Source organism: Nostoc sp. (assembly GCF_036918015.1).
In the GTDB taxonomy this organism is placed as follows: Bacteria; Cyanobacteriota; Cyanobacteriia; order Cyanobacteriales; family Nostocaceae; genus Nostoc.
The window spans coordinates 24,624-46,455 of record NZ_JBALEO010000069.1; the positions used below are offsets into that span (position 1 = coordinate 24,624).

Annotated in this window: 17 protein-coding genes; 5 read left to right on the forward strand and 12 right to left on the reverse strand. The window is 39.9% G+C overall.

All coding sequences use genetic code 11. The annotated features are described in order from the left end of the window. The first annotated feature begins 145 nt into the window (after positions 1-145). Both V7K61_RS17500 and V7K61_RS17505 read left to right on the forward strand, forming a co-directional pair. The gene (locus V7K61_RS17500; RefSeq protein WP_335055033.1) at positions 146-3,352 is read left to right on the forward strand and encodes a glycoside hydrolase family 15 protein; all 3,207 of its coding nucleotides are present in this window, start codon (positions 146-148) and stop codon (positions 3,350-3,352) included. Between the two features lie 41 nt (positions 3,353-3,393). Continuing rightward, complete coding sequence (locus tag V7K61_RS17505; RefSeq protein ID WP_335055036.1) at positions 3,394-3,771, forward strand: GxxExxY protein; 378 nt, start codon at positions 3,394-3,396, stop codon at positions 3,769-3,771. Between the two features lie 116 nt (positions 3,772-3,887). On the opposite strand, the gene V7K61_RS17510 is transcribed toward V7K61_RS17505, so the two are convergent. From V7K61_RS17510 to V7K61_RS17520, 3 genes are all read right to left on the reverse strand, one after another. Further along, positions 3,888-4,202, reverse strand: a complete 315-nt coding sequence (locus V7K61_RS17510; protein ID WP_099103219.1) for a YkvA family protein — start codon at positions 4,200-4,202, stop codon at positions 3,888-3,890. Positions 4,203-4,434: 232 nt separating this feature from the next. Continuing rightward, positions 4,435-6,156, reverse strand: a complete 1,722-nt coding sequence (locus tag V7K61_RS17515; RefSeq protein ID WP_335055038.1) for a serine/threonine-protein kinase — start codon at positions 6,154-6,156, stop codon at positions 4,435-4,437. A 211-nt stretch (positions 6,157-6,367) separates the two neighbouring features. Next, complete coding sequence (locus tag V7K61_RS17520) at positions 6,368-7,216, reverse strand: alpha/beta fold hydrolase (RefSeq protein ID WP_335055303.1); 849 nt, start codon at positions 7,214-7,216, stop codon at positions 6,368-6,370. A 26-nt stretch (positions 7,217-7,242) separates the two neighbouring features. On the opposite strand from V7K61_RS17520, the gene V7K61_RS17525 reads away from it, so the two are divergent. The 3 genes from V7K61_RS17525 to V7K61_RS17535 all read left to right on the forward strand — a co-directional run bounded on the left by V7K61_RS17525 (position 7,243) and on the right by V7K61_RS17535 (position 9,979). Then, entirely contained in the window at positions 7,243-7,377 is a 135-nt protein-coding gene (locus V7K61_RS17525) for a hypothetical protein (protein WP_335055040.1), read from the forward strand. A gap of 162 nt (positions 7,378-7,539) precedes the next feature. Further along, complete coding sequence (locus V7K61_RS17530) at positions 7,540-9,072, forward strand: SagB/ThcOx family dehydrogenase (protein WP_335055306.1); 1,533 nt, start codon at positions 7,540-7,542, stop codon at positions 9,070-9,072. A 475-nt stretch (positions 9,073-9,547) separates the two neighbouring features. Further along, a complete protein-coding gene (locus V7K61_RS17535; protein ID WP_335055042.1) occupies positions 9,548-9,979 on the forward strand; it encodes a hypothetical protein in 432 nt (143 codons plus the stop codon). Between the two features lie 187 nt (positions 9,980-10,166). On the opposite strand, the gene V7K61_RS17540 is transcribed toward V7K61_RS17535, so the two are convergent. The 9 genes from V7K61_RS17540 to V7K61_RS17580 all read right to left on the reverse strand — a co-directional run bounded on the left by V7K61_RS17540 (position 10,167) and on the right by V7K61_RS17580 (position 21,820). Continuing rightward, entirely contained in the window at positions 10,167-10,337 is a 171-nt protein-coding gene (locus V7K61_RS17540) for a hypothetical protein (RefSeq protein WP_335055044.1), read from the reverse strand. Positions 10,338-10,349: 12 nt separating this feature from the next. Further along, entirely contained in the window at positions 10,350-10,499 is a 150-nt protein-coding gene (locus V7K61_RS17545; RefSeq protein WP_335055046.1) for an SDR family NAD(P)-dependent oxidoreductase, read from the reverse strand. Positions 10,500-10,509: 10 nt separating this feature from the next. After that, positions 10,510-11,553, reverse strand: a complete 1,044-nt coding sequence (locus V7K61_RS17550) for a methyltransferase (protein WP_335055048.1) — start codon at positions 11,551-11,553, stop codon at positions 10,510-10,512. A gap of 100 nt (positions 11,554-11,653) precedes the next feature. Beyond that, a complete protein-coding gene (locus V7K61_RS17555; RefSeq protein ID WP_335055050.1) occupies positions 11,654-12,532 on the reverse strand; it encodes an SDR family oxidoreductase in 879 nt (292 codons plus the stop codon). A gap of 82 nt (positions 12,533-12,614) precedes the next feature. After that, a complete protein-coding gene (locus tag V7K61_RS17560; RefSeq protein ID WP_335055052.1) occupies positions 12,615-13,991 on the reverse strand; it encodes an MATE family efflux transporter in 1,377 nt (458 codons plus the stop codon). 18 nt (positions 13,992-14,009) lie between these two features. Beyond that, positions 14,010-15,344 (reverse strand): cytochrome P450, encoded by a 1,335-nt coding sequence (locus V7K61_RS17565; protein ID WP_335055054.1) that lies wholly within the window; start codon positions 15,342-15,344, stop codon positions 14,010-14,012. Positions 15,345-15,382: 38 nt separating this feature from the next. After that, positions 15,383-16,762, reverse strand: a complete 1,380-nt coding sequence (locus tag V7K61_RS17570) for a cytochrome P450 (RefSeq protein ID WP_335055056.1) — start codon at positions 16,760-16,762, stop codon at positions 15,383-15,385. A 24-nt stretch (positions 16,763-16,786) separates the two neighbouring features. After that, the gene (locus V7K61_RS17575; RefSeq protein WP_335055057.1) at positions 16,787-20,869 is read right to left on the reverse strand and encodes an amino acid adenylation domain-containing protein; all 4,083 of its coding nucleotides are present in this window, start codon (positions 20,867-20,869) and stop codon (positions 16,787-16,789) included. Positions 20,870-21,058: 189 nt separating this feature from the next. Beyond that, positions 21,059-21,820 carry a class I SAM-dependent DNA methyltransferase gene (locus tag V7K61_RS17580; protein WP_335055059.1) on the reverse strand — a complete coding sequence of 254 codons (762 nt, stop codon included), beginning with the start codon at positions 21,818-21,820 and terminating at the stop codon, positions 21,059-21,061. Positions 21,821-21,832: the final 12 nt, after the last annotated feature.

Here is a 21,832-nt window from a genome sequence, read left to right on the forward strand (position 1 = left end):
AGGTGTATTAACAAGAGATAATAATAAACTCACACCACCCTTAGCTGTTGTCCCATCAACCATTACAGAACTTGTTCTGACTTGGTTTAGGTAATTCAGTTCACAGTCACAGGGTCGAATTTTGCAAGTTGTTCTGAACCAAACCATGAAAACATCTACCAAATTGCTAACTCGCCTAGACTATTACTACCAGCAAATCAAAACGATCATCCTGACTCGGCAAAATCCGATTACTGGTTTGCTACCTGCGAGTACAGCGATTACAGCCCACGGCGATTATACTGATGCCTGGGTGCGAGACAACGTTTACAGCATTTTGGCAGTTTGGGGTTTAGGACTTGCATACCGCAAAATTGACGACGATGAAGGACGCACCTATGAACTAGAACACAGTGTCATTAAATTGATGCGTGGGTTGCTATTTGCGATGATGCGACAGGCTCATAAAGTAGAGACATTTAAACATACTCAGTCGCTATTAGATGGACTGCACGCCAAATATAATACCGCCACTGGTGACATTGTTGTTGGTGATGATGAATGGGGACATTTGCAACTTGATGCCACATCTATATTTTTACTGATGTTGGGGCAAATGACGGCTGCGGGATTGCAAATAATTTATACCATTGATGAAGTGAATTTCGTCCAAAATTTAGTTTACTACATTGGACGAGCTTATCGCACTCCAGATTATGGCATTTGGGAACGTGGGAATAAAATAAATCGTGGTAGTGCAGAGTTAAATGCCAGTTCCGTAGGCATGGCAAAAGCTGCTTTGGAAGCTATCAACGGATTGGATTTGTTTGGTGTGCGTGGTAGTCAAGCATCAGTTATTCATGTGCTACCAGATGAAATCGCCCGTGCCCGGATTACTTTAGAATCTTTATTACCGAGGGAATCTGGTTCCAAAGAAATTGATGCGGCGCTATTGAGTATTATTAGTTATCCTGCCTTTGCAGTGGAAGATTTGGAGTTACGCGATCGCACTTTAAACGATATTATCAATAAACTCGCAGGTAAATACGGCTGTAAACGCTTTCTGCGTGATGGACACCAAACGGTTTTAGAAGATCATCAGCGCTTGCACTACGAACCGTGGGAACTCAAGCAATTTGAGCATATTGAATGCGAATGGCCGTTATTTTTCACTTATTTAGTTCTAGATGGATTATTTCGTGGCGAACAAGAACAAGTTAAAAAATACCAAGAGCTTTTAGAATCATTACTCATAGAACAAGATGGTTTGCGTTTATTGCCAGAACTTTATTATGTTCCCGCAGAAAATATAGAAGCAGAAAAGTTAGCACCTCAAACTCAACCACGTTTGCCCAATGAGAATATTCCTTTGGTATGGGCGCAGAGTTTATATTTCCTCAGTGAAATGTTGAGTGAAGGTTTACTGGCGGTTGGTGATATCGACCCTTTGGGAAGACATTTGTGTGTAGGAAAACAGCGCGAAGCATTGGTACAAATTGCCTTATTAGCAGAAGATGAAGATTTACAAACGAAACTAGAAGTTCATGGAATCGAAGCACAAACACCCGCACAAGTAGAACCAATTCAGGTGAGGAAAGCTGGAGAATTTTCAGCTATTTATACCCAAATTGGACGTAATGATAAACTTGGTTTAACTGGGCGGCCAGTGCGGCGGCTGCGGAGTTTGACAACATCTAGAATCTTTCGGATTAGCGGTGAAACAATTGTATTTTTGCCTTCCTTTTCCGACTCTCAGCAATTTTATCTAACTCTTGATTACCATTTTTTACTAGATCAAATTAGAAGCGAACTAGCTTACATTCAAAAATATTGGAGCGATTTAGGGCGTCCTACCTTGACTTTAATGTTGACGCACACCATGTTAGAAAGTGGTTCTGAGGCATTACTAGAACTGATGCAAGAACTGAAGGATGGTGTTTGTAACGGTGTGCGAGTGAAATTAGGGCGGCTAAATCAGCTAATGTTGACAGCCGGAATCCAAAGAATTGATTTTCTCCCCAATGCAGAATTTTCGCGATCGCCAGTAAAAAATGCTAGCCCACGTTGCTATTATTTAGCGTATCACCCTGAGAAAAACTGGCGCTTAGGACATACCCAAGAATTTCAAGTGGAGTGTGAAACCAACTTTGGGTTATTACTTTCTCATTTGCGTTCATCAGAGAATATCTACGAGCAAATTGAGTTACTGCAAACTTTAACTCGCTTACAGGGAATGCAATTTGATACAGGATATGGCGGGCCAGGATATCCTGTCACAGTAGGCGATTTACTCGACGAAGTTTATACCAAAGCTGGAGATTTAGGCATTTGGGCAGTAGTGCGTCGGGCTGCGGGGTTACGCCAAATGGTTGATATCAGCCTATCAGATGCAGTAACGAGTATTTTGGTACGGGGCAAGCAAATTGCTGTGGGTAAAGCTTACAGCGAAGCGTCCTTAATTACAGTACCTATGTCCCACGATGAAATTGCCGATAAAATTAATCATTTTTGTCGTGAAGATATCCGCGATCGCGTCCTTACTCAAGAGATTTTAATCTATCTTGGTATCTTAATTCGCTCAGAACCCGAACTATTCCAAGGACTACTAACCTTGAGAGTCGGCTATCTCATCTTATTGCTCACCAGCGAACTAGCGCGGGAATTACACGTCACTCAAGATGAAGCTTACGATTACTTAATGCAACTTTCACCCTTTGAAGTGAAAATGCGCTTGCGTCAGGTATTAACTGGATATACTGGCATGAGTAACCTGTTGCGCCAGCAAGAATCACTGCACGTCAAACAAAAAGAAAGTGATATTGCTTGGGTGGTATTACCAGGAATCGCCGAAGGGATAGAAGTTCCGCCGGGTGGTTGGCGACGGTTTCGCCAAGCTGAAGGTGCGACGGGGCGCGTACCAAAAGAATTTTTTAAGCAAGTTTGGCTATTAATGCAACATTGCAAGGGTCTAGTAATTGGCGATAAACTAGAGCGCCGCAATCGTTTAGATAGTGAGATAATGCTGTCGGAAATGACGGCCGGGGAAAGAAATTTTGCGCTGTTAGTTGAGCATTTGCTGAATAAAATTGAAGCTACAGAATATCGCCAAGTTAATATTGAAGCATTAATCGAATTAGCTGCGATCGCTGCCAATAATCCCAAGCTGCAAATTGAAGAATATATCGTGTTGGATGTGTTGATTGGCCATGCAGTGCGATTGGCGTGGTTAGAGAATCATAGTCAACGCAGCGATCGCTATGATGAGGATAAGGCGAGTGCATGGCGATCGTTTTACAATACCTCTCCTAGAGATTGCGCTAGTTATATTTTGAAGGCGTTTAGGTTCTTGACGGAATTTGTGAAAGATTTTTAAACGCAAAGGATCGCAAAGGGAAGCGCAGAGGAACGCAGAGGATGAGAGAGAATGAGTTGAGTGGGGTGATTATTGGTTGTGCGATGAGGGTGCATACTGCTTTGGGGCCTGGTTTATTGGAGTCGGCTTATGAGGAGTGTTTGGATTATGAGTTGAAGAAGTCCGGGTTGAGTGTTGGTAAACAAATTCCATTGCCTTTGGTTTACCAAGATGTGCAATTGGAATGCGTTTATCGATTAGATTTGATGGTCGAAAACAAAGTAATTGTAGAGATTAAATCTGTAGAATCCTTCCATCCAATTCACTCCGTCCAACTCCTAACCTATCTCAAACTAGCAAACTGTAAACTAGGTCTTCTCCTCAACTTTAACGTACTCCACCTCAAAGAAGGCATCAAACGCGTAGCCAACAACCTCTAACCCCTCCTCTTACTCCCTTTTCTCCTTTGCGAACCTCCGCGCTTCCCTCCGCGCCCCTTTGCGTTGAAAAAAAATATCCCCCACCTCCGATTCCAAAAGCAGGGGTTTTATTAAAACTACTTAACAGAAACGGCATCAACATCAATAGTGCTTCCACTAGAGGTAGAACCCTCAGTAGTGTTAGGTACTTCAGCACCCACCTCACCCTTACGAGCTTTCCAGCCCTCAATCACTAGCCCAGACACTTCACTAACTAGCAGAGTCAAAAGGAAAACATCATCAATCTGCCCCACAACGGGTATAAAATCTGGGAGAACATCAAATGGGCTGACCAAATAAACCAACGTTCCTAAAATTACCCACCAACGGTATTTGGGGTTACGAAGCACACTGCGATACCAGGCGTAAAGTGATTGGATTGAAAATTTCATATTTTGAACCTCCAGTTATCTTTAATTTTCGCAAATCATCCTAAAAACTCACGGTGCGAATAACCGTCCTAGTTAGTCTGGAAGACGCTACTAGTAATTTATCAACAAATACAAATAAGTAGGTAAGCTGGTTCATCCCAAACAGGTAGCAGTTGTTTGTTTATAGGGCTGATATTTGCTGCTCTAGCCATAAGAGATATGCCTATGTACTGATTTTATTTTGCTAGAGATTTTATAAATTGCTCGGTATAGTCTTAAACTTTTGTGCAGATCCCAAAGAATAATCTTCTAATTTAAAATCAGCAAAAGGCTTCTTTTCTAACCTATTCCGTAGCGCCTCGTCAAGAATGACACCTGATGATTCTCTTTTAACACCAATAATTATTACACTTGTCTGATATGTCGTTAAATCCTGATTTACCTGACAATTACTCCGTTGAAATTGACCCAAATTCAATAAGCGATAACTTTTGACACTTGGTGTATTAATAAATAATTTTTTAACTAAAAGTTGTATTTGTTTAGAACGTTCTAAAGCCACACGTTCTTGAATTAATCTATCACCTTTACAAGAAGCTGTACCGACAGAGATAATCTCATTGGGAGCTTCCATTATCTTCTCTATACCTTCTTGTTCTAAGTTCAACTTCAAAAGGTCAACGCTAATAATTTCATCATTGTATTTAATTTGAAAGTTGCTACCTAAAAGCCATTTATATTTTAGTGATAAAACCGCTATATTAAACTCGGCTATCCTTCCCTGACTATCCCTACCTTCTTGATAAGAAAAATAATCAATATTACCTTTTTTTTCTGGATATTGTCTGTAATAAGATGTTTCAGAAAAATCTGACTTTCGCGTTGCCAAAGCCACTATACTAAGCAATCCTAATACTACTAATAGAACTGCAAAAAATGCCAATAGCGGCACTTTTTCCGGCTGCTTACTTGGAGGTAATGAGTTTTTATTAGTATCTAAAGGTAAATGTTCAAGGTTAGAAGATTCTACGATATTACTATTTGTCGGAGTAGTTTCTGTTAATTGAGTTTCGATTTCTTCTAGGGAATACAAAATTTCTTCAGTACTGGCAGGACGTTTTTCTATATCTGACGCTGTTAGCCAATCAATTAAATTCAATAGTAAGGGTGAAATATGGGTAGCATGATTTTGCCAGTGCAACAAATTTTGCTGGACATCATACATTTCCAAAGGATGATATCCTGTCAGCAAAAATACAAAAGTGCGTCCTAAAGCAAAGAAATCTGACTGCGGTACTGCTTGACCATTCATTTGTTCTGGGGCGCTGTAGCCAGATGACATAAGTGCTGTCATCTTGTCGCCATTGCTTAGTTGGTCTTGGTAGGTTTTATTAATTTCACTGGCGGTGCCAAAATCAATCAGTACTAGATTCCCCCAACCCTGCTCAAGGGGGGATCTAATCATGATGTTAGATGGCTTAATATCTCGATGTAGGTATTGTTTGCTATGTACTACATCTAAAATTTCTATCAACTGTCTTAACCAGTCTATGACTTGTTCTTGGGATATGGGGCTATTTTGCTGCTGTAGCCACTGTTCTAAGTTGTAGCCATCGATTTTTTCCATTGCAATGCAATGCAACACTAAACCATTTCGGGTTTGATACTGGAAGTAACTATCTTCTTTGGGAATTCCAGGATGCTTGAATTGTCCCAACACCGTTACTTCTTGCTGAAATAGTTCTACTGCTTTGGCGTCGCCTGATAAATCTTCTTTGAGTATCTTGATAATTTTGGGGGTATCTTGCTCGTATGCCTCATAAACTTTACTAAAACCTGTTTTGTCACTCAACAGGCACGTTACCCGATAACGCCCTAGCAATTCTAGATGGGAACCACAACTTTGACAAAAGCGGTTTTGCTGATTATTCGGGTGATTTGGTTTAGGGCAAACAGGGTTGATACAAAGGCTCATGACAGGAGAGTGGAGAGTGGGGAAGCAGGGGAGCAGGGGAGCAGAGGAGCAGGGGAGCAGAGGAGTAGGGGAGCAGGGGAGAAATTGCAGTAAGTTTTCCCCTCTGCCCCTCTGCCTCTTATGCCCAATTCCCAATTCCCAATGCCCAATTCCCCTAGACATCGCTCCTATTAATTCTTCTGTTGCTGTATGACTAATCCCGTCCAAATAATCATGAGATTTTTGATTTGTGTTCTGCCAAGAAAGCTGCCACAGTTTGGTTAAATGTCTCTGGTTGTGTCAAAAACGGCCAATGATTGCCGGGAACTTGGCAGATACGTAAGTTTTGAAGATAGGTTTTGTAGGGTTGGATTTGCCAATTTTGGCGGTTCAGTCCTTGTTTTGGCTGGACGAATAGGGCAGGGGTGTTAAGGGGAATTGTAAAACCGGGCACTTGCATGACTGCCTCAAAAATGCCGTCGCGGGCGGCTATGGTAAATTTGCTGCCCCAACTCCCATCGGGTTTTTGTTCTATTCCTGCTTGGAAGACTTGCTGCTGTAAGGAACTCCATCCTTGATATTGCTTTAATTGCCGTGTTTGCTGTTCGGCTTCTTCATGGCTGGCAAAGGGCCCCATACTTTTAAGAAAAGGCAGGAAGCGATATAACATTGGGAAAGTTACCCTGAAAAGACTGGGCATTTTCCAGATAAAAATCGGATCGACGAGAATTATACTCCGTAAACGCTTTGGGTTTTGTCTTGCCCAAATAGCAGCTAATTTGCCTGTCCACGAGTGACTTACAATGTGGGCAAAATTCCATCCAAGACTATCCATAAGTGCTTCAAGGTCTGCGATCGCACTCTCAAAGCTATAATCTATCTCTGGTTTACTACTTTGGCCATGTCCGCGCATATCTGGCGCAATAATGTGGTAATCCGCCGCCAAGTAATCTCCTAAACTAGACCACACCAAAGCATGGTCGCCTAAGCCATGTAACAGCAGTAAAGGTTCTTGACCTTGATTCCATTCTAAATAAGAAAGTTGGATATCAGGCTTTGATAAAGTTTGACGTACAGGCATCATTGCACATCCAGCCTTAGATAGTTTTGCGTTTATATGGTACTGCGGAAGATGGGGGGCAGAGGAGCAGGGGAGCAGGGGAGCAGGGGAGCAGGGGGGCAGAGGAGCAGGGGAGCAGAGGGGCAGAGGGGCAGGGGAGCAGGGGAGAAAAGAAGTTGTAGTAAGTTTTTCCCCTCTGCCTCTCTGCCTCTTATCCTATGCCCAATCCAATTGTTACCATTTACCACTTTATGACTCTGAGGATTGTACCAATTGACACGAAATAATGAGGCTAATGAATGCCAAGATCAAGAAAAGGATGCCCCAAGGATATTAAAAGTACTATGCCAGAATTACACCAATCGATTGCCCAGCATTATCACGAACGGACTAAATACAACCCTGAGACTCTCGCTTCCAAAAGTCAGCGGTTAGACTGGACTAAACAGCCAGTGCCCTTTAAAGAGTACAAAATTGGCTCTACTTTTGATCTCAAACCCTATATCCAAGAAAAAGCAGAGGCTTATGCTAATAATCCAGATGCTCAATGGTGGCAAAGACTTTCACGGCTATTGTTTCGCAGTTATGGATTGACGGCGAAAATGCCTTCTATGGGTAGTGCAGTATATTTACGCGCTGCTCCCAGTGCAGGCGGACTATACCCTGCCGAGATATATGTGGTTTCCCGTGGTACGTCGTTATTGCCGCCTGGTTTATATAACTACCAGTGTCGAACTCATTCTCTCATGCATTATTGGGAAAGTGATGTTTGGCAAACTCTCCAAGCAGCTTGTTTCTGGCATCCTTCTTTAGAAAATACCCAACTAGCAATTATTGTGACTGCGGTATTCTACCGTTCTGAGTGGCGCTATGAAGATCGGGCTTATCGGCGGATTTTTCTGGATACGGGACATCTGTTGGGTAATATCGAGCTAGCTGGTGCGATTACTGATTATCGCCCCCATTTAATCGGCGGCTTTGTGGATGAATCGGTCAACGATCTGCTTTATGTCGATCCGCAACAAGAAGGTGCGATCGCTGTCTTACCTCTGGCAGACTTGTTAGATGTGAATCAAAATTTACCATTGGGATGTACTGCTTTACCTTCCGCTACTGAAACCAGTTATCCTCAAATCCCCGATGGCGAATTACTAACATATTTCCATCGACACACCCAGATCCAACCAGGTGTAACTGGTAATCTTAATCTACCAACTATTAAACAAGAAAAATCTTTAGAGGATAAATACAATTTTCCTTTCTGTTTAAAAATTCCCACCACCACCGCACCGATAAACTGGGGACACAAGCTGTCAGAACTGGAAAGCACTATGTATAAGCGACGCTCTACCCGCGCTTACAATGGTGATGATTTAAGCTTCGATGAATTGAAAAGTTTACTCGATTTCACTTACCAACCGCAAAATTACATCGACCAAAGCTTAGATATTTCTCCAGACTATTTCGATCTAAATTTAATCGAAACGTTTATTGCTGTTTGTGGAGTCAAAGGACTGGAGGCTGGTTGTTACTATTACGCGCCCAAAGCCCAAGAATTACGCCAAATCCGGTTTAAAAACTTTCGGCGAGAGTTACATTTTCTCTGTTTAGGACAAGAATTAGGGCGGGATGCAGCAGCGGTATTATTTCATACAGCCGATTTAAAAGCGGCGATCGCACAATATGGCGATCGCGTTTACCGTTACTTGCACATGGATGCCGGTCATTTGGGACAACGCCTGAATTTAGCAGCAATGCACCTGAATGTAGGCGTCAGTGGTATCGGTGGATTCTTTGACGATCAAGTAAATGAAGTTTTGGGTATTCCTGCTGATGAAGCTGTTTTATATATCACTACATTGGGACGCCCAAGATAAAAATAATCCCAGAGACGCGGAGAATCCAGAGAGTTTCTTGCTCAGATAGCCCACCCGACATATATTTTTGTAACCACCTTGTCACAGTTCATGCAATTGGCAATTCTTTCTCCTGTTGCTGATAATAGTTTTAAACGATCCCTGGCTATGGCAAGTTCACTCTCACCTTGAGCGGACGATTGTTCTGCACAGTTTAAACGTAGAAATTCCCCTGACTGAAATCTATCGTCGCATTAATTTTTAACAAAAAGATTTGGGCTGTTGAGCGATGCTTCGGCAGTTTTCAAAGCACGTCTAACATTGCCTTCAGATTCACCAAATTGAGCCACAAATTTTGCCATATTCCACAATTTCAGTCACTAATAAGCTTTTTCGATTATCTAGTCTGAGTGCCTAGCCGATCAATTGACAGCGATCGCTGTGGTACATTTTTAACAGGGCTGTCTGTTCACCCCATCTCCTCAATATCCAGACTATGAAAATCGACCGATTACAGGAACTTAAGCAAAAGCTGACGGACGTTGCAGACTTGTCTCATATCTGGTCATTTTATATGGATCATTTTGCGGATCATCCAGAATTTACTGACCTGGGTGAGCCTGCCTATAATGAATACCTAGATGCTATCCTCCAAAAAACTTGTCAGCAGATGTTTAGCAGGACAATAAAGATTACTGACTTTTTTCTGATATACATTGCTCCGTATTCTTTATTTCATGGAGCTTTCCAAGTTGAAGGACGTATTGGGGGTGTGATTTATTTCGAGGATATAAAAATTGGGTTAATTGCAGTATCGGCGGATTATCCCCCTACCGATGCGGTTAAGTATTCACGTTTTTCTGAGGTGATTCAACTGTCGCCTCCTAATCGCAACGATGTCTACGACGGGCTACGCCTACGCAATTGAGATTCACTCTTTAATAGACATCTCCGAAAAAGATTTAGATACCACAAATTTGCACCCAGACTTAACCCCCCTTCCCCCCTTCCCTACGTTCGCACAGCGTGCCGAAGGCAGGGAAGGGGGGTTTTAAAGCCTCTCTCCGTTTCGGGGAGAGGTTTGGAGAGGGGTCTTTTTTCTTTTCTGGAGATGTCTAATGTATATTCAAGGGAATCCCGTTATCTTTGGGTCTTAAATTGAGAATAAACGGAACAGCTTTCAATACCCAATCGGACACGGGTGTATAATTAGCAGCTTCTTCTCCAAAGCTAATAGAAAGCATATCTGTATGAATAATACCTGGATTGAGGGGTATAGCTGCCATACCATTCGGCAATTATTGTGCCAAAGAACGAGTTAATCCTTCTATTGCCCACTTGGAAGCACAATATAGTGCAACTTGGGCTGAAGTCGAACGTCCCCAGCCAGAACTAAAGTTAACACCAAATTCTGCAAATTTGGCTTTCCAATTCCTAATAGTCCGCAAGGGGACGGTTTCATTTTCTCCCTTCTATTTTAACTCCTTCAATAATACTAACATCCGATTGTGTTGGATAAATTTTAGTAAGTTTGAAACCTGCTGATTTAAATAAATCTTCAAACTCAGCTTCAGTACGAATACGTCCACCTGGACACATTACTAACATATTGATATCTATAAACTTACTTCCTGAAAACTCGTTAGCAGGAGGAAGTACGTAGTCTATCACTAAAACCCGTCCTTGCTCTATCATAGCTTGATGACAACGTTGAAGAATAGCCAGCGATCGCTCGTCATCCCAGTCCTGAATAATATGTTTAAGAACATAAGCATCTCCTCCTTGTGGCAGAGCTTCAAAAAAGCTACCTCCTACAAGCTGACAACGACTAATAACGGATGCTATTTCTTGTGAATCCTTGGCTCTATTAATCACTTCTGCCTGATCGAACAATACTCCTATCATAGTAGGATTAGCTTCGAGTACAGCAGCTAAAAAGCTTCCTTGACCACCACCAATGTCTATTAGCTTATTAATTGACGAAAAATCATAAGCTTCCAGGTGTTCGGTATAGGAATCTTTTGATGAAGTCATAGCCTGGTCGAAGATTTCTCCTCGGCTAGAATTCTGTTCATTGTACTCAAACAAATCCATACCATACAAATCTTCAAAGGCACTTTTACCAGTTTCTAAGCAATACATTAAATTTCCCCAGGATTTATAGTAATGCTCTTCACCTCGGAAAATAGCCATAGCACGAATTGAGTCAGGAACGTTGCTTTGCAAACAATCTGCCAATGGTGTTAGCTCAAAGCATCGAGTTTGTGTCTCCGCAAAAATTCCGATACTGGCGAGCGCCCGCAAAACTCGATATAGAGAATCACTATGTGTATTTGTTGCAGCAGCTAAAATATCGCAATGTTGAGAACCATCCTTTAGCAAATCAGCAATACCAAGTTTAGCGACGACATAGATACACCGTGAAACCCAGTAAGCATGTACCCATTCTAGCGGACTGATTTGAAAGTCTGTATTATTAGGTTTTGAATCAGATGAAATCATGATTTTGAAGTAAATTAACTAAGTGTTGATTGTCTGCAATATTCCAGTGAATATACTTTTGAATTGAGTATCCAAACGGATAATATGTAGGAGAATAAGTTCAAATTTGATTTTTTAAATTCAAACTTTTTATAATCATTGCATCATAACTACGGTCTGGTATAAATTTTTTAAGCACAAGCTCAAGCATTAAACCTAGCTGCCCCTTAGACAAGAAATAACGTGTTTTAGGCTTCCTAATTTCTAAAGCCTTTATAATTGCATCTGCAACTTGTTCCGGCGGCATCCCTTCACGATTTGATTGAATTAAATCTTCTACAAAAAATTTATATGTATCTCCATACATTGCTTTAGCATCAGGTGACATATTGGCAAAATTTTTTCTAAAGCTTTCCTCTACTTTATCGGGAGCCGCAGATGCAATTGAGCCTGGTTCAATTAAGATAACTTCGATTCCCCAAGGATGTAATTCTATTCTCAAAGCATCGGTAAATGCCTCTAACGCAAACTTGGAAGCACACAAAGCAGAGATATATGGCCCAGAAATTACTCCTCCGATAGAGCCAATATTAATAATCCGACCTTTAACTTTTCGGATTAACGGTAAAAATTCCTGCGTCACTGCTATTTGCCCAAAAACATTGACTTCAAATTGCCATCTCAGATCATCAAGCGAAATAAACTCCAGTGGCCCATCAACTAACAGACCAGCATTATTTACTAATCCTACTAATCCTTCATCAGGAATAGATTTAGAAACAATATCTGCCGCAGATTTAATTTCTTCTGATTTTGTAATATCCATGAAAATTGGTGTCAAATTCTCGGAGGAATCACTCTTGAGAGATTCAGCATCTTTTTCTTTACGGACTGATGCAAACACTCGATATCCTTTTTTGTCAAGCATAAGAGCTGCTGCTCTGCCTACACCTGTTGATGCTCCTGTAATTACGATAGCACCTTTATGTTTTGGAGGCATTTTTGTGACCTTTAGAGTGAATAGATATGCATGTGTAAGAACTACAATTTAAAATCAATAAAATTGGAATTATATTGATAGTCTAATAGGGATTATCTTTTAGATAGTTTATATCCATTTTTTTGAATTCAATAAATGTTAATAGAAGTGCAATAACCATCAGTAAAAAATCCGTAATAGCTATTCCATAATATACACCACTTACACCTAGCAACTTTGATAAAATTACCACTAGTGGAATAAATAAAACTATATTATTTAAAATAATTATTATAGAAACAGTTTTTCCCTTTCCTATAGACTGAAATAGAACTGAACCAAAGGGAACAAAAGATATTGTTGGTATTAATAAACTCAAAACGCGAAAATTGAGTAAATCATTGTTTGTGAAAGTCGAATTTGGCAATAGCCAACTTAAAAATGTTTCTGGTGATAATTGCATTGGCAACCAAAATAATACAGCCAAAGCAGTTACAGAAATACTAAAAGTAAAATAAGCTTTTCTCACTCTATCATAATTTCTGGCTCCATAATTTATTCCAATCACTGGTTGTAATGCTTGCACAAATCCATTTAAAGGAATGAATGCTAATAAAGTCAATCTTATAGTTGCTCCGTAGAAAGCAATATCACTATTTGTTCCATAATAGGAAATAGATTTAAAAACAACAAAATTTTGTACTAATTCCATAACATTAGCGAGTAGTGCTGACATTCCCACTGATAAAATTCCCGGAAGTAAATTTATTGCTAGAGCCAGCTTTCTAGGATTAACTGGAATAGAACTTTTACCAGATAAGAAATATATAAAGTTTATTATGCAAAATACTATCATAGCAATAACAGTAGCAAGAGCAATTCCCCGGATACCCCAATGAAAAACTACAACAAATATAGGATTTAAAATTATATTAATAATGACATAAATACCTGCAAAAGTCATAGCTAATCTCACTTTACCTTCTGACTTAATAAGTTGGTTAGAAGCTACTGCTAAAATATAAAATACTGAGCCTAGTATATAAGTTTTAAAATATTCAGAACCGGCAAAAGCTACTTGACCACTTCCTCCCATTAGTTTAATTAATTCTTCACTAAAACTGTAGCCAATTATGGTAATAAAAAAGGATATAAAAATACCAATTATAATTAAATTGCCAAAAATTTTGGACTGAGTTTTTATATCTCCAGCACCAATAGCTCGGCTCAGAACAGAAGCTGAACCTGTTCCAACTAAGTAAGCAAAACCATCTATGATAGCAGTAAGTGGTAGAGCTAAAGATATGCCAGCAATTGCTGTTTCTCCTATAAACTGCCCAGCAAATAGAGCATCAATAAAAGCATTCATGTTAATCAGCAGCATTACTAGAATGCCAGGGGCTGATAACTTGAACATCAGTTTTAAGATGTTACCTTTAAGTATCTCATTTTTTATTTTAGATTGGTTTTGTGAAGTCATTTTTAATTTATTTACTTATTAACGTGACCCAAGCATTACCATCTTCAAGCCACTAGCTGGAGGATAGTTAACGCCCCTAGCTTTAGGTTTCTCTACTCTTTTATGTGCTAACGCTAATTGATAGCGTGAGAGAATTGTTGCTAATACCAGTTTCATTTCAAAAAGTGCTAATAACTCACCTGGACAGCGACGAGCGCCACCACCAAATGGTAGAAATTCATAGGGAGAATATTCTTTTTCTAGAAAGCGCTCTGGTCTGAATTGCTTTGGTTGTGGATATAAATCCTCTCGTTGATGAGTCAAGTATATACATCCTCTTACTACGGTTCCTGGGTCTAATTTGTAGTCCATGACTTCAATTGGTGATTCTACAAGTCGTGGAAATGTCACAACCTGAGTTGGATAAATTCGTAGGGATTCATTGCAAACAGCATTTAAGTAAGGTAATGCGATAATCTTCGCAGGTTCTAGGGATTCACCAAGACTGTCAAGTTCTTCTAATAAGCGATCGCGAACACCAGGTGTGCTATGAATCCAGTACAAAGACCAACTTATAGCAGTGGCTGACGCATCTTGACCACCAAATAGCAATGATGGAAACAAATCTCGGATATATTCATAGGTCATTGGTTGACCCATTTCATCGCAAGCCAAGACCAGTTCTGATAATACATCGGTACGCAAAGGATCTACTTGTTGGTGGCGCTCTTCAATTTCGATGTGGAGTAGTTTGTCAAATTGCCGTTGTAAGTGAAGCCAGTATCCCCAAGGACTCCAGGGGCCCAAATCCCTCTTGAGAAAAGGGTAGGACAGAGATATATCTAACCAGCGAGACCGAGCGTAACTTATTAAATTAGAAAACAGTTGTCGAAATTGTTCGTAACGCTCTCCTTGATGTAACCCAAATAATGATGGCAAAACTACTTCTAAGGTAATCTTTTGCATAGTTGGGTAAGCAAGAAAAGATTTACCTAAAGTCAGTTGATTCATGACTTTTTCTGTGACTCTACAAATATGCCGTCCATATTCTTGTGTCTGAGTTTCGCGCATCGGTGACATCAACAACTTACGCCGATTTCTGTGACGCAACCCATCTAGTGCAAGCAACCCATACTTGCCGACAACTGATTCTCCACCTTGATTCAACTTACCAGAAGCTGTAATCTCTCTTGCATTAGTAAAAATCTGCTTCATCCCTTCTGGGTTGCTGATTATTACTAAAGGTATTGAATCAGCCATAATAGTGAAAATGTCGCCATAGCGATTGCCCATAGCATCCATGAAGGCAAGGGGATCGGTCTCAAATTGATTGAGTAATCGGGGAGAACTTTTTGGGCCATCAGGTAGGTTCATTGGTATTTTTCTGATAAATGTTAAATAATTAATAGTTCTTAAACTAAACCGACTACGGATGGTTGTGATTGTCTTTGATTTTGACGCAGACCACGTATGACCATCTTCACACCGCTAGCTGGATAACAAATCAGACCTCCATATTTGGGACGTTCTGGGCGCTGACTAACTAGCTCTAATTCATAGTTTGAAAGAATAGTTGCTAATATAAGTTTCATTTCAAATAAAGCAAAAGTCCCGCCAATACAAACACGAGAACCACCACCAAATGGGAGAAATTCGTAGGGAGAAAATTGTTTTTCTAAAAAGCGCTCTGGCTGAAATTCTTTTGGATTGGGATATAAATCTTCTCGCTGATGTGTAGAATAAATATTAGCAATAAGTATTGTACCGGGATTCAACTCGTAGCCCATCATCTCAACGGTCGATTCTACCAACCTGGGAAATGCAAACAACTGAGTTGGGTAAATTCGTAAAGCTTCGTTGCAAACAGCATTGAGGTAGGGTAATGTGACAATGTTCATGGGGTCTGGGTTTTCACCAAGACTATCAATTTCTTCCAGCAGGCGCGATCGTATAGCAGGTAAACGGTGAATCCAGTACAAAGACCAAGCGATCGCAGTTCCAGAAGCGTCTTGAGCTGCAAATATCGGCGATAATAGAAGGTCGCGCACCTCTTGATTACTTAATGGTTCACCTGTTTCATCAGCAGCAAATATCAGATCGGTAAGCATATCAGTGCGTAAATAATCTGCTTGCTGGCGGCGTTCTTGCACTTCAGTATATAGCAATTGAAAAATTTCCCGTCGGAGGTGAAGCATATATCCTTCTGGACTCCACCGACCTAAATCCCGGTTTCCTAAAGGTAGTTTGGTAATAAATTTAAAAAGTTTAGATCGCTCGGATTTGAACACAGAAACAAATAAATGCTTGAGTTTGTCATAGCGTTTACCTTCAGGTAATCCCAGCACAACCTCTATACCTATGGACAGCGTAATTTCTTCTATGATTGAGTAAGCGATAAAAGGTTTATCAATCGCTTGTCGAGCCATAATTTTTTGCGTAAGTTCGCAGATACGTCGTCCACAGGCTTGCATTCGCGTTCCATGAAAAGCCTGCATGAGAAGCTTACGTCGATTTTTGTGAATTAAACCATCAAGTTGCAGTATTCCTTGAGTTCCTGTGAACAGGGCAAAATCTTGGTTCAAGGTACCAGATGCGGTAATTTCTCTAGTATTGGTGAAAAGTTGCTTGATAGCCAAAGGATTACTAACATAAATTATCGGCGTAGAACCAAGCATTCTAGTCACCATATCCCCATAAATTTGGGAATTAGCATCCATATAGGCAAAGGGGTTAGCCTCGAATTGCAGAGCTAGTAACCAAGCAGGAGTTTTTGGCCCTGGGGGTAGTTTCATCAGTCTTTTTTACTCCCATTATTTTTATACAGCATTATCAATACAAACTCTCAGATATCTGGCTAATTCCTGAATATAAGGTTCTACGAAAATTGAGAAATGGTCGCCAGGAATTTCAATCATTTGTATAGGTTGCTTGGAAAATTTCTCCCAACCTAGAAATGGATCGGCGGTATTCCATTCGGGGTTTTCAAAATCATGAATTATTTCCTCATTTGCTCGGAATAAAGTCATTTTCTCAGAATAAATCTGCGGGACATAACCTCGCATAGCTTGAACATGAGATTTAAACAGTTTGTAATGGTGAAGAAAATCATTAATCTCCGCATCGCTAAAAATGAAATTTGCTTTTTGATTAATAAAATTAAGTTGCTGATTTAATGGCAAATCTCGAAGTTCTTCAAAAGGTACTAAAAAGTCTATATTATTATCGGTTTTTATTGATTCAGCGATACGGAGCAAAAATTTTGCATCGTCATCGTCTGTAGATTCAATGGGTGTTTCTGATAGTATGGCATCGATGATAACTAATAAACTTACTGTTTGACCCTTCTTTTGCAACTGTTGTGCCATTTCAAAAGCAAGTACACCGCCGTAACAATGACCACCTAAAAGATAAGGGCCATTTGGTTGTACTTTATGAATTTCTTGGAGGTAACGAGTTGCGGTTTCTTCTACTGAAATAATTTCTGCTTTGTCTTGTTCTAAGGTATCTTCCAAAGCGTAAAATTGATAATCTTCACCAAGTCTTCTGGATAAGTTAAAGTAGTGACTAATACCTCCACCAGCGCCATGTATACAGAAAAAAGGTATTTTAGAACCGGAAGAGTTAATTGCTACTAGAGGAGAATTAGAACTCTGACGGGATGGCTGACTGACAATAGTTGCTAGTTTTTCAATTGTTGGGTTTTCAAAAAGAGTAGATAGGGGAAGATTATGCTCAAATCTGTCATGAATTTGAGCCATTAAGCGTACAGCTAAAAACGAGTGACCACCTAACTCGAAGAAGTTATCTGTCACCCCAATAGGGTTAGTATTTAGGAGATTTTCCCAAAGTTTTACTAATGATAATTCTGTAAAATTCCGAGGAGCAACAAATGATTGGCTAGTAGTTGGTCGGATAACTTCATCAATTGGCAGAGAACGCTTGTCTACTTTGCCATTAGGTGTAAGTGGGAGCTTATCCAGCACCACGAAAGCAGACGGTAGCATATAATTAGGCAACTGATGCTGCAAATAGGGCAACAATTGTGTAGCTATATCCTGTTTATTTGTGACGACATAGGCAATCAAACGCTGATTTTCTTGAGCATCATCGTCGGCAATTACAATAGATTCTTGCACATCTGGATGTTGTGCGATCGCCGCCGCAATTTCACCCAATTCTACTCGAAAACCTCTAATTTTTACTTGTTCATCCTGACGGCCCAAATACTCCAGACTACCATCATTGAGATAACGCACAAAATCGCCTGTTTTATAAAGCTTGGCTCTGGGAACAAAGGGGTTATCAATAAATCGTTCTTGAGTTAATTCTGGACGATGTAAATAACCCTTGGCTAACCCATCACCACCAATATAAAGTTCTCCAATCACTCCTCTAGGTGTTAATTGTAAATCCCGATTCAACACATAAGTTTGAGTATTGTCAATAGCACGACCGATGGGGACACTGCTTGCTTGGTCTTCTAATAAACTACTATCATAGTAAGTAGCGTTAGCGGAAACTTCCGAGGAGCCATAAAGGTTAATTAATTTTGCAAATGGGATTAATTCTCGGAAACTTTTAGCTAAGTTAATAGATAGTGTTTCCCCGCTAGTTATCCAAAGTTTGAGCTGCGATAATTTCTTGACCAGATGACTGTAATTGTTAATCAGTAAGCGCAGTAGTGAGGGTACAAGTATAATACGGCTTACTTGATGATGAGCTAGAGTTTCTATAAATAGTTGCGGGTCTAGTATGGTTGCATTACTGATAATTACTGTCGGAATTCCTTGAAGTAAAGGAGCAAAAATTTCCCATACAGAATCTACAAAACTAATAGCTGTTTTTTGACAACAAACTTCTCCTTGGGTAAAAGGATAGGTTTTCCATAACCAATGTAAGCCATTGACTGTACCACGATGAGTGCCAAGAACGCCTTTAGGTGTTCCAGTTGAGCCAGAAGTGTAGATAATATAGGCGAGCTTATCAGATGCAGAGATGTTAATGGGATTTTCTGAACTTTCTTGAGCAATTTCATCTTTGTGGATATCTAAGCAAACGGTTTTAGCCGAAGATAATGATAGTTTTTCTAATATCTCTTGCTTGGTAATTAACAGCGATGCTTGGGAATCAGAGAGCATAAAATTCAGGCGCTCTACTGGATAACTCGGATCGAGGGGAATGTATGCACCACCAGCTTTGAGGATAGCTAAAATTCCTGTTACTATGTCTATGGAGCGTTCCAGACATAGAGCAACCAGCGTTTCTTTTGTTATACCCTGTTTTTGTAGATAATGTGCAAGCTGATTCACTCTGTGGTTAAGTTGACGATAAGTCAGTTTCTCAGACAGGCTAATTAACGCTAAAGAGTCCGGTGTTAATTCTACTTGTTGCTCAAATAATTGATTCAAAGATGCATTTTGAGGATAATCAGCACGAGTTTGATGAAATTTTAATAATAGTTGTTCCTGTTCAGAAGCAGTTAGTAATGACAACTCACTGATGCGCTGTTCTGGATTAACAACAATATTTTCTAACAATGTCTGGAAGTTATCGATAAATTGAGTAATTGTTGTTGAATCGAAAATGTCTGTATTGTACTCCAAACATCCTGTTAAACCTTCTTGGGATTCAGATATCGACAAGAAAATATCTAGTTGAGCTGTACCACTATCAAATTCCAAGTGACGCAAGGTTAATCCAGACACTTCCTGTACAGAGGTTGGAGTATTTTGCAAGACAAACATGATTTCATAAAGTGGATTTCGGCTTAAGTCGCGTTCGAGTTGTAATTTTTCTACAAGCATCTCAAAAGGCAAATCTTGATGTGCATAAGCATCGAGAGTCACTTGACGCACTCGACGTAGAAATTCGCGAAAACTGGGATTACCACCAAGGTTATTACGTAACACCAAAGTATTAACAAATAAACCCAGCATCCCTTCTAATTCTGCACGATTGCGGTTAGCAATTGGAGAACCAATTAAGATGTCTTCTTGGTCTGTGTAGCGATATAATAATATGTTAAATGCTGCCAGCAAACTCATAAATAAAGTCGCGTCTTCTCGCTGGCTTAATTGTCTGAGTACATCAGTCAGGGCTTTTGAGAATGTAAAGTACTGCTTGGCACCACTGAAAGTAGTAACCTTCGGTCGCGGACGGTCTGTAGGTAATTGTAGTACAGGTAACTCACCCTTGAGTTGTTGCTGCCAATAATTTAATTGGGTTGCGAGGAATTCACCTTGGATGCGATCGCGTTGCCAAATTGCAAAATCTGCGTACTGAATGGGGAGTGCAGGTAAGGGAGAAGGTTGATTTGTTGAAAAAGCAGCATACAGCGTTGACAACTCCCGCAGGAACACATTACAAGACCATCCATCCGTAATAATGTGATGCATAGTCACAAGCAAAACGTGTTCTTCTCCACTCAAGCGCAGTAAAGTTGCTTTGACTAGAAGCCCTTTAGCTAAATTAAAAGGTTTTTTTGCTGACTCTGCTGCAAATTGCTTAACCTCCGACTCCCAGTTATTATCAGACAAATGTTCAAGATTAATAATAGATAAATCCCAATTTAATTGGGATGCAATTTCCTGTATTGGTTCTCCATTTATCATCTGAAAATTTGTCCGCCAAACTTCATGACGATTGAGGATTTCATGCAAACACTGTTGCAGGACTGTAATATTCAGGCGTCCTTTAATCTGAAATGCGATGGAAATATTGTAGAAAGAACTCCCGTGATAAAGCTGGTCAACAAACCACAGTCTTTGTTGGGAGAAAGATAAGGGAATATTTTTAAATACTTGACGTTTGGGGATAATATCAGCTTGAAGATTCCCTCTCTTCCATTTTTCTAAAAGGGCTTTTTTCGCTGGGGATAAATTAAAGTCTTGTTTCTCCATTGCTGATAAATTATTAATAGTTACTAGTTCTTAGTCTTTTAGCTAAGTTAGGACTTGTCGCGGAATAAAAATTTTCATTCCCAAACTCTTGATTCAGATAGCTATACCGTTATCAAAAGCTTATTAAGTGACAAGTCCTATCAGCTAAAACAATTAGTTTTGACTGAGCCACTAATCTCGGCAATTATATTATCGCGTCAGGGATGGTTTGCGACAAACAAAGCAATCCTCACCTGTTGGGGTAGGGTCTCCAAAATCTTTGCTATTGTAGTGATTAATTTCTATAAAGCCCACATTTTCTAAAGCCGACTGAATTTCTGATGAGAAATAAGCTTTATCCAGTAAGGTATTGTCCGAACGCTTCCACATTCCATTTATCAATTCAAACGTGGTAGATTTTAGTTCCCGTATCCTTTTTTCTGGGTCGTATTTGCCTTCTTCAATATAAACATATTTATCAGTAACATCACATATATTGAAATCTTCTAGAAGACTCTCACGCGATACACTGTCCACAGTTACTATGGTGAACACAAACAGACCATTATTATGCATCGCCGCATACACGTTTCTGAAGACAGTTGTCAATTCCTCAAGGTTGAGAATGAAGCCGAGAGTGTTTCTTGAAAAAACTGCATCATAGGTGGGTAGTGACTCAAACTTACGTATATCACTAAGAATAAATTTACTTTCAGGTGCAGTTATTTGGGCGTAGTGCAATAGTTTTTCAGAACAATCAAGTCCAGTCGTTTGATAACCTCTGATATGAAACTGTTGGACTAATTGTCCGTTAGCGCAACCAATGTCGAGAATATGTGCTCCTTTAGAGAGGTGTTTTAGTATTAATTGCTCTAAAACCAGTGCTATAGTTTCGGCTTCGGAAGCGACACCAATAGCGTTATATACCGAAGCAATAGGGTCGTGATTTGCATCATTATTGGCTAAAGACATAAACTGCTTTTC

What these genes read in the sequence shown, in the direction of transcription:
- V7K61_RS17565 (WP_335055054.1), bottom strand. Translation starts at nt 15,344, where the DNA reads ATGAACCTACCTGATGGCCCAAAAAGTTCTCCCCGATTACTCAATCAA.
- V7K61_RS17500 (WP_335055033.1), top strand. Translation starts at nt 146, where the DNA reads ATGAAAACATCTACCAAATTGCTAACTCGCCTAGACTATTACTACCAG.
- V7K61_RS17535 (WP_335055042.1), top strand. Translation starts at nt 9,548, where the DNA reads ATGAAAATCGACCGATTACAGGAACTTAAGCAAAAGCTGACGGACGTT.
- V7K61_RS17580 (WP_335055059.1), bottom strand. Translation starts at nt 21,820, where the DNA reads ATGTCTTTAGCCAATAATGATGCAAATCACGACCCTATTGCTTCGGTA.
- V7K61_RS17550 (WP_335055048.1), bottom strand. Translation starts at nt 11,553, where the DNA reads ATGATTTCATCTGATTCAAAACCTAATAATACAGACTTTCAAATCAGT.
- V7K61_RS17510 (WP_099103219.1), bottom strand. Translation starts at nt 4,202, where the DNA reads ATGAAATTTTCAATCCAATCACTTTACGCCTGGTATCGCAGTGTGCTT.
- V7K61_RS17575 (WP_335055057.1), bottom strand. Translation starts at nt 20,869, where the DNA reads ATGGAGAAACAAGACTTTAATTTATCCCCAGCGAAAAAAGCCCTTTTA.
- V7K61_RS17555 (WP_335055050.1), bottom strand. Translation starts at nt 12,532, where the DNA reads ATGCCTCCAAAACATAAAGGTGCTATCGTAATTACAGGAGCATCAACA.
- V7K61_RS17520 (WP_335055303.1), bottom strand. Translation starts at nt 7,216, where the DNA reads ATGCCTGTACGTCAAACTTTATCAAAGCCTGATATCCAACTTTCTTAT.
- V7K61_RS17530 (WP_335055306.1), top strand. Translation starts at nt 7,540, where the DNA reads ATGCCAGAATTACACCAATCGATTGCCCAGCATTATCACGAACGGACT.
- V7K61_RS17515 (WP_335055038.1), bottom strand. Translation starts at nt 6,156, where the DNA reads ATGAGCCTTTGTATCAACCCTGTTTGCCCTAAACCAAATCACCCGAAT.
- V7K61_RS17540 (WP_335055044.1), bottom strand. Translation starts at nt 10,337, where the DNA reads ATGGCAGCTATACCCCTCAATCCAGGTATTATTCATACAGATATGCTT.
- V7K61_RS17560 (WP_335055052.1), bottom strand. Translation starts at nt 13,991, where the DNA reads ATGACTTCACAAAACCAATCTAAAATAAAAAATGAGATACTTAAAGGT.
- V7K61_RS17570 (WP_335055056.1), bottom strand. Translation starts at nt 16,762, where the DNA reads ATGAAACTACCCCCAGGGCCAAAAACTCCTGCTTGGTTACTAGCTCTG.
- V7K61_RS17505 (WP_335055036.1), top strand. Translation starts at nt 3,394, where the DNA reads ATGAGAGAGAATGAGTTGAGTGGGGTGATTATTGGTTGTGCGATGAGG.